Source organism: Dehalococcoidia bacterium, from assembly GCA_025054935.1.
GTDB lineage: Bacteria > Chloroflexota > Dehalococcoidia > SpSt-223 > SpSt-223 > JANWZD01.
Map to the genome: position 1 here is coordinate 294,598 of JANWZD010000001.1, position 11,712 is coordinate 306,309.

Annotated in this window: 13 protein-coding genes and 1 tRNA gene; 7 read left to right on the forward strand and 7 right to left on the reverse strand. The window is 66.3% G+C overall.

The window, feature by feature from the left end:
- Nucleotides 1-32: 32 nt before the first annotated feature.
- On the reverse strand, nucleotides 33-1,007 hold the full coding sequence (locus NZ773_01275) for a tyrosine-type recombinase/integrase (GenBank protein MCS6800562.1): 975 nt from the start codon (nucleotides 1,005-1,007) through the stop codon (nucleotides 33-35).
- A 233-nt stretch (nucleotides 1,008-1,240) separates the two neighbouring features.
- Here NZ773_01275 and NZ773_01280 point away from each other — a divergent pair.
- Nucleotides 1,241-1,311 (forward strand) — tRNA-Gln (locus tag NZ773_01280).
- Nucleotides 1,312-1,357: 46 nt separating this feature from the next.
- Here NZ773_01280 and NZ773_01285 read toward each other — a convergent pair.
- The 5 genes from NZ773_01285 to NZ773_01305 form a co-directional block, all read right to left on the reverse strand.
- Nucleotides 1,358-1,726: a phage holin family protein gene (locus tag NZ773_01285; GenBank protein MCS6800563.1), complete on the reverse strand. Its 369-nt coding sequence runs from the start codon at nucleotides 1,724-1,726 to the stop codon at nucleotides 1,358-1,360.
- A 174-nt stretch (nucleotides 1,727-1,900) separates the two neighbouring features.
- Entirely contained in the window at nucleotides 1,901-2,326 is a 426-nt protein-coding gene (locus NZ773_01290; protein MCS6800564.1) for a hypothetical protein, read from the reverse strand.
- 1 nt (nucleotide 2,327) lies between these two features.
- Complete coding sequence (locus NZ773_01295) at nucleotides 2,328-3,590, reverse strand: class I SAM-dependent RNA methyltransferase (protein ID MCS6800565.1); 1,263 nt, start codon at nucleotides 3,588-3,590, stop codon at nucleotides 2,328-2,330.
- Complete coding sequence (locus tag NZ773_01300; GenBank protein MCS6800566.1) at nucleotides 3,587-4,288, reverse strand: biotin--[acetyl-CoA-carboxylase] ligase; 702 nt, start codon at nucleotides 4,286-4,288, stop codon at nucleotides 3,587-3,589. The genes NZ773_01295 and NZ773_01300 overlap by 4 nt, the downstream gene beginning before the upstream one ends.
- Nucleotides 4,289-4,340: 52 nt before the next feature.
- On the reverse strand, nucleotides 4,341-5,378 hold the full coding sequence (locus NZ773_01305) for an LLM class flavin-dependent oxidoreductase (GenBank protein ID MCS6800567.1): 1,038 nt from the start codon (nucleotides 5,376-5,378) through the stop codon (nucleotides 4,341-4,343).
- Between the two features lie 226 nt (nucleotides 5,379-5,604).
- Between NZ773_01305 and NZ773_01310 the strand changes: the two genes are divergently transcribed.
- The 3 genes from NZ773_01310 (at nucleotide 5,605) to NZ773_01320 (ending at nucleotide 7,414) form a co-directional block, all read left to right on the forward strand.
- Nucleotides 5,605-6,636 (forward strand): S1C family serine protease, encoded by a 1,032-nt coding sequence (locus NZ773_01310; GenBank protein ID MCS6800568.1) that lies wholly within the window; start codon nucleotides 5,605-5,607, stop codon nucleotides 6,634-6,636.
- An 88-nt stretch (nucleotides 6,637-6,724) separates the two neighbouring features.
- Nucleotides 6,725-6,997, forward strand: coding sequence for a hypothetical protein (locus NZ773_01315; protein ID MCS6800569.1), 273 nt, complete (start codon nucleotides 6,725-6,727; stop codon nucleotides 6,995-6,997).
- Nucleotides 6,998-7,108: 111 nt separating this feature from the next.
- Entirely contained in the window at nucleotides 7,109-7,414 is a 306-nt protein-coding gene (locus NZ773_01320; GenBank protein MCS6800570.1) for a hypothetical protein, read from the forward strand.
- Here NZ773_01320 and NZ773_01325 read toward each other — a convergent pair.
- The gene (locus NZ773_01325; protein ID MCS6800571.1) at nucleotides 7,411-8,592 is read right to left on the reverse strand and encodes an MFS transporter; all 1,182 of its coding nucleotides are present in this window, start codon (nucleotides 8,590-8,592) and stop codon (nucleotides 7,411-7,413) included. The two genes, NZ773_01320 and NZ773_01325, sit on opposite strands and share 4 nt — an antisense overlap.
- 460 nt (nucleotides 8,593-9,052) lie before the next feature.
- On the opposite strand from NZ773_01325, the gene NZ773_01330 reads away from it, so the two are divergent.
- Genes NZ773_01330 through NZ773_01340 form a run of 3 tightly spaced genes read left to right on the forward strand, consistent with a single transcriptional unit; the run spans nucleotide 9,053 to nucleotide 11,021 of the window.
- Nucleotides 9,053-9,571 carry an LppP/LprE family lipoprotein gene (locus NZ773_01330; protein ID MCS6800572.1) on the forward strand — a complete coding sequence of 173 codons (519 nt, stop codon included), beginning with the start codon at nucleotides 9,053-9,055 and terminating at the stop codon, nucleotides 9,569-9,571.
- Nucleotides 9,572-9,573: 2 nt separating this feature from the next.
- Complete coding sequence (locus tag NZ773_01335; protein ID MCS6800573.1) at nucleotides 9,574-9,807, forward strand: hypothetical protein; 234 nt, start codon at nucleotides 9,574-9,576, stop codon at nucleotides 9,805-9,807.
- A gap of 47 nt (nucleotides 9,808-9,854) precedes the next feature.
- The gene (locus NZ773_01340) at nucleotides 9,855-11,021 is read left to right on the forward strand and encodes a YibE/F family protein (GenBank protein ID MCS6800574.1); all 1,167 of its coding nucleotides are present in this window, start codon (nucleotides 9,855-9,857) and stop codon (nucleotides 11,019-11,021) included.
- Nucleotides 11,022-11,712: the final 691 nt, after the last annotated feature.

Consider the following 11,712-nt stretch of genomic DNA (forward strand, 5'->3'; position numbering starts at 1 on the left):
GCGTCTGAGGCGGGAGACGCCTCTTGCGCGGCCTAGCCGGTGCGCGCGTGCGCTCCCTCTTCCATGGCCGAGGGCAAGGGGTGATATTTGCGGTGGGTATATTCAGCAAACTGGTCAGAGGCGTGGACGTAGCGGTTGGTGGTGCTCAGCGACTCATGGCCGAGCAGGATTTGGATCGCCGCCGGGTTCGCCCCCTCCTCGGCGAGATAGGTCGCAAAGCCGTGACGGAGCGAATGCGCCGTGGTCGGCACCGGAATGCCGAGCTTCTCGCGGTATTCCTTGATCTTCGATTGGATGTAGTTTGCCGACAGCCGCTCCCCCTTTTCCCCGTTGCGCCCGCCGCGGTAGGGAACAAACACCGCCGGCAGGTCGTCGGTGCGCGTCGCGAAATAGGCCCGCAGATGGTGCTGCGCTCGGGGCGTCAGGTAGACGAAGCGGCGCTTTTTGCCTTTCCCGAGGATGTAAATGCGGCCGCGGTCGTCCACTTGGTGGCGGTCGAGAGCGACCAGTTCCGAGATCCGCATGCCGGTCGCGAACAGCACCTCGAGCACAGCGCGATTGCGCAGCGCCACCTTTGGGTCGTGCTCGAGCGCAGTCGGCGCCTCGATCAGCCGCACCAGATCGGGCAGCTCCGCGACTTGCGATTCCCGCTTCTCCGCCTTGACCAGCTTGACTGCATCCGGCGGAACGGGCGGCGTCTCCCCCGCCTCGATCAGAAACCGCAGGTACGACCGCAGGCTGCTCAGCATCCGATTGATTGAGCGGGCGGAGAGGCGCTTGCCGGCGCTGGGCCGCCTTCCCGCTCCTGCCGGCTGCCCGCGCCGGGTCGAAGCGAGATACGCCTTGTAGCTCGTCAGTACTTTGCGATCGACAGCGGCAAAAGCGATCGCACGGGCGCGAAGAAAGCGGTCAAATTCTTCGAGATCGCGGCGATAGTTGTAGATGGTCTCAGGGGAGTAGTTGTTCGCCTCAAGATCATTGAGGAAATCGACGAGCCGCTCGAGCATCTGGTCTTCGCGCTCCCATCGCAGTTGGAAGGCGCACTGCGCGTACTCTGCAGGTAGGCGGCCTTCCCGCATTTGCTGCCACTCTACACAGCTTGCTTGGCTGGTTCAAGCCGTTAGCTTGGCTGCAGTGAGCGCCTGGAGCGAGTGGGTATGCCGCGGCGGCGCACTCGAGCGCGCCGCTCTGCCCCCGTTGCAGACGGGTGACGGCTGTGGTAGAGTAGCATTGGTTGCGGTGGGGAATCGTCTAGCGGTAGGACAGCAGACTCTGGATCTGTTAGCCGAGGTTCGAATCCTCGTTCCCCAGCCGGAACGGCCGCTCGCTCGAGCGGCCGTTTTCTTTGCGCTGCGCGTCAGCTGTTGCCGAGGAAGAGCGCGCCCAAGATTGTCGACACGACGCTGACAATAAGCGCGCCGAAAAACGCCGACCAGAAGCCGTCGATATAGAAGCCGGCGCCAAAGAGGGTGACGGCGAGCCACGAGGCGAGGGCGAAGGTGGCAGCGTTGATCACCAACGAGAAGAGCCCGAGCGTCAGGATGATCAGCCCGCAGGAGAGCAGCCGCAGAATGGGCCGGATGACGGCGTTGACGATGCCGAGAACGGCGGCCATCACTATCACTGCCAGCCAGCCGTTGGTATCGACGATCGTGATGCCGGGGATGAGCAGCGCCGCAAGCGCGACCGAGACCGCAATAATCGCCCAGCTCACCAACAGCCGCATTGCTCCTCCTCGACGCCATCATAACGGAGAAGGGGGCGGAAGCGCTGCCGGCTGATGAGAGCAGGGCGCTCCGAAGAAGCCCGCGCGTCTTCTGCTGCATCCGCCAATCGCGCGGCCGGCAGGCTGAGGAGCGCTGCCGAACAGCGGGAGTATCGGCCGGACGCCCGCCAAAGCTCAATGAAACCACTTCCACGGCGGGTCCTCGACCCACGAGTGGGGAGTGACCTTCACCTGCAGCCGCGGCACATGGAACTGGTGACCAGCTCGCCAGAGGATCGAATATGCAAAGGGGCGTCCCAATCCATTGAACAGATGATCCATTGTCAGGTGGACGAGGTAGCTGACCATGGCTGGGAGAACGAGGGGATAGCGGAGCGCGGCGACTACCCCGAGAGCGCCGAACTCCCAGCCGTGGAGGGGGAGGATCAACCAATCGCGCGTGCGGGTCACCTTGCAGACGGCATAGTCCACGAGGTGGTCGGCATCGATGAGGGTGCCAGCCGCAAGCGCGGCCGCAGCGGCAAGCGGGCGGCGCGTGATCGCGTAGGTTCCCGCTGCGAGAAGAGCGGAAACAATCGCATGCTGGTAGGGTTTCGCCATCCTACCGAGCTCCTTCCCAGACAAGTGTCGTACAGGTCTCGATATGGTAGGTCTGCGGGAAGAGGTCAACCGGCTGCACTTCCTCGAGCCGATACCCGCCGTCCACTAGGAGGCGCAGATCGCGCGCGAGGGTTGCGGGCTCGCAGGAGACATAGAAGACCCGTGGCGGGCGGCGGGCGAGAATGGCGCGCAAGACCTCGGGTCTGCATCCGGCGCGCGGCGGGTCGATGATGAGGGCATCGAGGGGACCGTCCAGCTTCGGCAACGCGTCTTCCACTTTGGCCTGGAGAAACATCACGTTCTGAACGTCGCTCCCATTGCGACGTGCGTCGCGGAGCGCTGAGGCCGATTCTTCGATGCCGACCACTCCTGCGCAGTAGGGAGCGAGCAGCAGCGCGAACAGACCGACCCCGCAGTAGGCATCGACAAGCCATTCTCGGCCGCTCAAGCCAAGGCGGTCGCGCGCCAGCAGCACCAGCAGCTCGGCCTGGCTGACGTCGGCAGGGGGGTCGGCCACGAGCGACGAGAGGTCGCGGCGGTCAGGACGCGTGTTCACCTGAAAAAAGGAGGAGGGAGAGACGACGAATTCCCGGCCGAGCATCGTCTCGCGGTACGAAGGCTGACCGGAAGGGAGAGGCGTCTCGCCATCGCCGATCTTCGGCCCTACCAGCACGTCGCCCGTCCGCGCGCCCGTCCGCACGACAACCTGATGGAGCCGACGGCCGAGCGCTTTTCCTTGGAGCTCGGCAAGCACGGCGTTGATCGGCGGCTGCATCAGGAGACAGTAGTCAACGGCGAGGAAACGCCGATGGTCACTGCGCGTAAAACCGAGATGTCCCGACCGGCGCACCGAGAAGCGCGCGTGGTTACGATAGTGCCACGGGTCGGTGCAGCCGATAGTCGGGCGCACCGGCGGAGCGCTGAACTTCCCAATCCGCTCCAGCTGTTCGACGACGATACGTCGTTTCGCCTCCAGCTGAGCAGGATAGGCAAGATGCTGCCACTGGCAGCCGCCGCACTCGCCAAAGTAAAGGCACGGGGCAGGTACGCGGTCGGGGGAAGGTTCCACGACCTCCACCAGCCGTCCGCGCAGGTAATCCTGCCGCTCTTCAACGATGTCGATGACGACGAGCTCGCCCGGCAGACCAAACGGGACAAAGATGACCCGGCCCTCATCACGCCCGATGGCCGCTCCGCCGTGGACGAGCGCTTCCAGCCGGACCGTGCGGCGCGGAAACGAGGAGGGCGATTGTCCAGCAGTCATACCTGAAGAGTAACCTCTCCCGCCGCGAACGCCTCGATCTCGCCGTTCGGCAGCTGAACAAGCAGGCGCCCCAGCTGGTCGACCTCGACTGCGCGGCCCCGCGTCACGCGGCCGCCGGCGCGGATCTCCACCGACTGGCCGAGCGTTTCGAGCCGCTCCCGCCACGCGGGGACCAGAGTGTGACCGGCGAGCAGACGGTCGTAATGGGCATCGAGCCGCTCCAGCAGGGCGTTGAGCAACACGCGCCGTTCGATCGGGCGGCCAGCAGCGCGCGACAGGCTCGTCGCCTGCTCTGGGATGCCCGGCACGCGCCGGGGATCGAAATTGACATTAATCCCGACGCCGCCGACGGCCGTGGCGCGGTCGCCGCTCAGCCGGCTCTCAACGAGGATCCCGCCAGTCTTCAAGCCCGCGAGGAGCAGGTCGTTCGGCCACTTCAGCCGGACGGGGAGGCCGGTGACGTGCTCGATCGCGTCGGCGGCCGCGAGAGCAAGCAGCATTGGAAGAAGAGGAAGCACGGGGGCTGGAGGCCGGATCAAAACCGAGAGCATGAGCGAGCCGCCCGGCGGCGAGAGCCACGGCCGCTGAAAGCGACCGCGGCCGCCCGTCTGCTCCTCGGCGAGAACGACCAGTCCTTCCTCTGCGGCGGCAGCGCGCGCCCAGACCTCATCCATCGTGCTGGATGTCCTCGCGAGCACGACGGCGTCGCGCCCGAACCGGCCGGCGCGTGGAAGGCCCCAAGCAGCGAGATCAGACTGCAACGGCAATCGGCGTCAGCGGTGCGTGCTCAGGCATCACCCGCTCGGCAAAGAGACGCATCGAATGGCGCACGAACTCCCGGTCGAGGCCGCCCCAATCGAACCAGCAGATGAGGTGGCGAACCCCGAGGGCATGGAGGCGGTCGATCTGCTCCGCGATTTCCTCTGGCGAGCCGACGAGAACGCCGCGCTCGATCAGCTCCTCTGGGGTTTCAGGACGCTGCGGCGGCTGTGCCGGCGTCACTTGGAGATCGGCGGCGACCGAAAGGTACTGCTCGGCGGTGCGGCGCGCGATCCGCCACGCCTCGGCGCTCGTTTCGGCGATGAGGATATGGCGAAGAACGCCGCACAGCTCGAGCGACCGGACGATCGTCGCTTCGTCGTGGCCGGCGGCGCGGCGCGCCTGAACATAGCGTTGGATGCTCTCGTAGGCACCTTCTTCCCCCAGCCGTCCGATGAGAATGGGGCGACCGAGCTGGGCGGCGCGGACCTGCGACTCGGGCTTGGTGGCCGCGTGGACGATTGGCGGGTGAGGATGCTGGAAGGGGCGCGGGTAGACCGAAACTCCCTCCACCTGAAAATAGCGCCCCTGGAAGGAGACCACCGGCTCCGTCCAGCAGAGGCGCATCAGCTCGACCCCCTCGGTAAAGCGTTGGCGACGCTCGTCGAGCGAGACTGCAAAGCCGCGGAAGTCGCGCGGCGAGAGCCCGGGTCCTACTCCGGCGATAAGCCGGCCTCGGCTGAGGTTGTCGATCAGGGCAAATTCCTCGGCGAGACGGATGGGATGTTGCAGGGGCATGATCGCGATGCCCGAGCCCAAACGAATGCGCGACGTGCGCATCGCCATCGCTGCAAGCACCGGGGTGGGCGAGCCGAAGGTGCCGTACGGAGTGAAGTGATGCTCGGCGACCCAGCACACCTCGAAGCCGAGCTGTTCGGCAAGGACGGCGCTCTCAATGGCATCAGCGAGGTCGTCGGCGGCAGCGATCCCGGGGCGTACTTGGCCGACGTGGAACGTGCTGAACCGCACTGGCTCCTCCTCCCCCGGCCGGATGCCGAAATCACTCGTGACGAGACGGTCGATTGCTATACTGCTCAGGCGCGGGGATGAAACTTTTGCCGCTGCAATGGCGTACCACGCGCGCGAGCCTCGGCAAAAGGGTAGCACAGTCCTGAGGTCGCGAGGAGCGGTTGGCAAGCGGTCGCTCGGCGGGGCGCTGCCCTGCCGAGCGCTTGAACGAGGAAAAGAGGGCGAAATGAGCTGGGGTCGGCGCTTCGCGCAGTGGCTGGTGGGGGCAGCGCTGGCGACTGGGGTCCTCGTTGCTCCCCTGCCTGTTCATGCTCAAGGGCCAGAACTCGAGCAAGCGGCGGCGACGGTGCGGCCGGCCGTCGTGCGGATCTCTTACGTCGTTTTCGAGACCGACCCGCTCGGCCGGGTGCGGCGCTCGACATCGGTCGGGTCCGGCATCATCTTCGACCGGCGAGGCTACATTGCCACCAACGCCCACGTCGTGGAACGCTCGTCCGGCACGGTGACGGTCGACCTGATCGACGGTCGGCGGCTCGAGGGGGTCGTGATCGGGATGGACCGGTACACGGATGTCGCTGTGGTCCAGGTGAGCGCGCCGGACCTCCCGGTCGCAAAGTGGGGAGACTCGTCCTCGCTGGTCCCGGGACAGCCGGTCGTTGTCATCGGGCATACGCCGCTTCTCGACCGCCCGTACGAGGGACGGCCGGGGGTGGTGCTCGGCCTTGATGGGTCAACCATCATGATCAGCGGCTCGGTCCACCGGGAGCTCATCCGCTCGTCGATCGAGCTCTATCCCGGCGACAGCGGCGGGGCGCTGCTCGACGCGGCGGGGAACGTAGTCGGGATGAACGTGATGCGCCGGCGCGACGACCCGTCGGGAACGTGGAATGAATTTCTCCATATCCCCAGCAATCGCGTTCAAACAATCGCCAACTTGCTGGTGCTGCACGGGAAGATCGCGCGCCCGTTCTTGGGCGTGTATGTCTCGACCCTCACCCCCCAAGGCGCAAGCCGGCTCGGCCTTCGCCACTCGCGCGGCGCGTACATCGAAGCGCTCGTCCCGGCGGGACCGGCCGGCCGGGCAGGCCTTGTCGAAGGGGACACCATCATCGCGATCGAGGGCATGCCTGTGCGCTCCCGGGAAGACCTTCAGCTCGCTCTCGATCGGCTCCTCCCCGGCCAAACGGTCACCGTCGAGGTGATCCGGAGCAACGGAATGCCTGAGGCGATCCTCGTGACCGTCGGAGAGCGCCCCTAGCGGCCTTGACAGCCGACAACGAGTACGCCATCGTTATGGCGCGTGCTGGGCGTCGGATGCCAGCGCTCCAACGGAAAAGGGTTCCACCGTGCGCGATCCTGAACTCCTCGTCGGTCATCGCTATATCGTTGGCGGAAGAGAGTTTGCCGTTCTCCGGCTTGAAAACGGTGAGCGGCGGCTGGCGAAAGTGATCGGCTGGGCCGACCACATCGGCCGGCCGAGCAATCCCGCAGCGGCGCACTACCTCGTTGTCGAGTGCGGACGGAACCCCGAGACCTGGCAGACCCTCTTGCTCGAGATCCCGAAGGGGTTCCGGCGCGAGGGCCTGAGGTCGACCGTGCTCATGAAACGGCGCCGCTAAATTCCCCCAAGCGGCACCCTCCTTCTAGGCCGAACGGCCTGCCAGAGATTTGCCGCCCCGTGTTATTGTCTATCTGTTGGAGGGCTACTATTGGCCGGGAGGGGGTCAGCCATGAACGCACGCGTTTCCCTTGACCCGTACGAAGCCCTGTACGAGTGCGTGACGCTCGATGCGGCAACGGCGCGCGCTGCGTCCGTCGCCACGCTGATCGAACCGAGGATGGTGACGTATTACGACCTTGCCGCGACGCTGCACGAGCTCGAGGCGGCGCACCGACAAGCGCGGCAGCTAGGGCGAGTCATCGGCCGGTCGCCGCTTCGTCCGTGGTTGTCGCGCCTTCTTCGCACTCAGCGGGCGCTGGTGAAGCAGCTGCGCGCGGCGATGAAAGAGCGCACTGAGCATCTCGCCCTCCCCTAGCGAGGCCGGCGCGCCCCCGAAAAGCAGAGCAGCATCGCGAACAGACAGAGCGCACCACAGGCGAAGAAGACGCTCCGGAGGCCGAAGGCGCTCGCGAGAAGACCGGCAGCCAGCGGCATTCCGGTCATGCCGACGCTGTAGGTTGCTTGGTAGACCCCCATCGCCGTCGCGCGCGACCCTGCGGCCGCGGCCTGAACGGCGCCGCTCATCGTCAGCGGGCTGATCAACCCAAACCCCACGCCGCCGACTACCTGGAGCAGGATCAAAGAGACCGGCTCCGGCGCGAGAGCCGAGAGGGCGGTCGTTACGCCGAGAAGGAGCAGTCCGAGAGCGATGCTAGGGTTGTGGCCAAGCCGAACCACAACCTGATGGACGAAGAGCGCCGTGATGCCGAGCGCAAGAACGCGCACCGCCGCCAGCGTGCCTAGCAGTTCAGTCGGCGTGCCGACATCGCGCGCGAGCAGAGGGAGGAAGCCGAAGGTCGTCGCGAAGCCGACCCCGACTGCCAGAGCCATGATGGTCGAATAGCGCGCAAGATCGCCAACCGGAAGCCCCCTTCGGGAAAACGGCGCTGCTGCCGCGCTGCCGGCAGGCCGATCCTCAACCCCCGCATAGGCGCCGACGCCGACGATGGCGAGCGCAAGGCCGGCGAGGAACACTAGCCGCAGGTCCCCCAGCCCGGCGATCGCGCCACCCGCGAGGGCAGCGCCGACTTGGGCGAACGAGTTGAGCGCATTGGCGCGCCCCATGGCCAGCACCGACTGATGAGGGGGGAAATGGAGCGCGTAGTGGATCGAAAGAATGACCCAGAAGGCTGCGGCGATGCCGGTAACAAAACGCGCCGCTGTCAGTGTCAGCGGGTCTGGCGCAAACGCCAGCCCTGCTGCCCCAACAGCGCAAGCGACGAGTGCCATGAGACCGAAGGGACGCCGGCGCCCTATCCGGTCGGACCACAGCCCGATGGGAATGCGGAAGAGCAGCTGGGGCAGCCCGTAGGCCGCCACTACGACGCCGACCCCCGCGAACGATGCCCCGAGCCGCTCTGCGTGGACGGGAAGGATCGGTACGTAAACATACAGCGATGCCCAAAAGAGAAAGACGGTGAGGCTCATCAGTTGGAGCGAGCGGCGGCGGAAACGAGGCGCAGAACTTCGAACGCCGGCCTGAGGCAAGGTCATGCGACCCCTCGCCCGGAGCCGCGCCGAGTCGCGCGCTGATGCCTTGCCCGGCGCGAGACGGCAGCGCGCGGGATGCGCCAGAAGACCGCTTCTGGTGCAGAACGGTCGAAGGTGCGAGCGGGAAGGAGGACACTGCGCACAGCCACCTCGCGATCAGGCAGAGAGCAGGAGGATACCGAATTGAGAAGCAGCCTGCTGAGACGAGGCGGCTGTCGGTCCTCAGAGAAGATGTGCGCTCTCTTCCGAAAGCGCCGCGCCCCTTCTCGCCGCTCTGTCCGCGCGAGACATCCCCTCCCCTTCCCGTATCCGGTACGCTACGCCTCGGCGGTCTTCAGGGAGATGCCGAGAGAGTGGGGACTGTGCTGCCGTTGCGCCGCGTCGCGCCGGTCGCCATCCCAGCAATCGGGGCAGGATCCCTCGTGCTGGCAGCGCCTGCTCCTTCGGGTGTGCAGCAGGGAAGGTGGCTCAACCAGCCGCCGCTCGCAAACTGGGGTCGACCGGGCATGCCTCTCCCGACGCCGCAGCCGATCGCTCCCGGCGGCTTGGAGGAAGATCGACCGAACGGCCGGCGCCGTATCTCGCCTTGCTGTGCCACGCAGAGACGGCGGAAGACCGGCAGTTGACGGCGAACAGCTGGTCGCTCGCGCTGCTCTATCAAGCCGGCTACGGCGTTAAGATCATCCCTGCGCAGACGAGCATTGATGGCATGTGCCGGCCTGGGAATAGAACTATTTCGTCTTCGGAGTATTTAGCTGGCACGCTTGCCCCACAGCCGATGAACGCCCGTCTCGACCCCTCCGCACCGTCCGTCAACTTCTTCGGGCTGCACGAGGAGGTCCTCGTTATCTTCCACCGCTACACGCCGCAGGACCCGCTCTGCTGTCCTTCTGCGCAGGCAACCATCCAGTACACTATTCAGCTCTCGCCGCCGCTTGTCGTTCCGACGGGCATGTTAACGCGGCCGAGCGACCGGAACTGACGATGACCGACGACGAACTCGACATCCCGCCGCAGGCAGTCGTGCCCATCCTCGGGGAGGGAGAATATCCGGCCTGGGAACAGCGGCTCGCCCGGCTCAGCCTCGAGCAGCGCGAGGCGCTTCGCGAGTTCGCTGACTTCCTCCTCCAGTACGCGTCAGGAAGGGTGCCCCGAGCGCGAGGAGCGAGAACGGGGCAGCGGGGAGAGTTCGCTTCCCCGCAGCCGGACGAGCCCTAAGCTGAACGGCTGTTCCTTGCGGGCGCTGGCTGCTAGATTCCGTCGCGATGCGTCGTCTCCGCCCGCTCCTCTACCTGCTGCTGCTGGCGCCGCTGCTTCTTCTCTTCGTCGACACGGGGCGCGCCCTCGCCGACCTGCGCCTGCCGCCGGAGGCATTGCCGAATGAGCAGTATGTCCGAGGCGAAGTTCTGGCGGTTGTCGAGCAGGGGATGCGCGATGTCTTTGGGACGAGCAGCCGCTACCAGCTTCTTCGGGTCGGCCTCCTTGACGGACCGGATCGCGGCCGAGAGGTGCTTGTCGAGTATGGCGGGCAGATCAAAATCACGGCGGAGCAGCAGTTTTCGGCTGGACAGACGGCCGTGCTCATTCGGGATCCGAACGGCAGCTACCGGGTCGCCGACCACTACCGTCTGCCGGCGCTTCTCGGCGTCGTGGCCGTCTTTATCGCGCTGATCATCTTGAGCGCAGGGCTGAAAGGGATCGGCTCGCTCTTCGGCCTCGCAGTGTCGTTTACGATCATCGTGCAATTTATCGTCCCGCAGCTGCTCCTCGGCCGCGACCCGCTGCTGATCTCGATCGTCGGCTGTTCGGTGATTCTTGTTGTCACCACCTACCTTGCGCATGGCATCTCGAAGCAGACGACGGTGGCGGTTGTGTCGACTTGCCTTGCGCTCGCGACGACAGGAGTGCTCGCGATCGTCGCCGTTCATCTGACCGGGCTGGCGGGCCTTGGCAGCGAAGATGCCGCCATGCTCCAGATCGGGCCGACCTCGGTGATCAACTTGCGCGGTCTCCTGCTGGGCGGCATCTTGATCGGCACGCTCGGCGCTCTGAACGATGTCACTACGACGCAGGCAGCGACCCTCTTCACGCTCGCGCAGGCGAAGCCGCGAGCGAGCCTTGCGGAACTGGTGCGCGAAGGCTTTCTCGTCGGACGAGAGCATATCGTCTCGCTGGTCAACACCCTCGTCCTCGCCTACTCTGGGACGGCGCTCGGCGTTGTCATCTTCTTCGTTCTCAACCCCTCGCACCTCCCCTATTGGGTCTTGTTCAACAGCGAACTTGTCGGCGATGAGGTCGTTCGGACGGTTGCCGGAAGTGTCGGTGTCATCCTCGCGGTGCCGCTTACCACCGTGCTCGCGGCCTGGGCCGGCCGACGCGAGGCGGCGGCGCGGTCTTCCTCTGCAATGGCCGTGCTCCTTCACCGGCACTAAGGTGCGGTGCCGTTGGCCGCCTGCGCCGGCAGCCTTTCCCAAGGCGGCCAAGCCCGCACGCCACGCTCGCGCCCCTCGCCCTCGGCAGCTTGCAGCACCATCGCCGTCCGCCGGCAGAAGGTGCGCAACGGTACCGCCGCGAGAGCTGGCGCACTAGGCAGACGCTCGCCTGAGTGGCGCGGCTTCGGCGCAGCGCGACGGGGTGAGGCTGCGGCGCGGCCGGCATGGCGGCTCATCGCGGCGCCGCCTTCTCCCATTGCAACTGCTCCCGCCCGCCCTCTCTCACGCACGGCACTTGCGGCGGTGCTTGACCGCATCCTGCTGGATTGCAGCGAACCCCTGCCCGCGCTCTGGCGCACGACAGCAGCCATCTCCCCGTCAGTATGAGCAAGCCGTTTCTCTTGCCCCGCCTGAGGGGCGCAGCCTCGATGACACCCCGCTCCCCGGCATCGCGAGCGAGCCATTTCTCTTCGCTCCTCCCCCGGGGGTCGTGCGGCCTCGATACCGGCCTGCTCTCCGTCATCGAGCGAGCCGTTTCTCTTCGCTCCTCCCCCGGGGGTCGTGCGGCCTCGATACCAGCCTGCTCTCCGTCATTGCGAGGCCCGAGCGCAGCGAGGGCCGCGGCAATCCCGACCATAGCCGCCTCCGCCCCACGAGAAGCGGCCCTGCTGCGGCCGGGATTGCCGCGCCT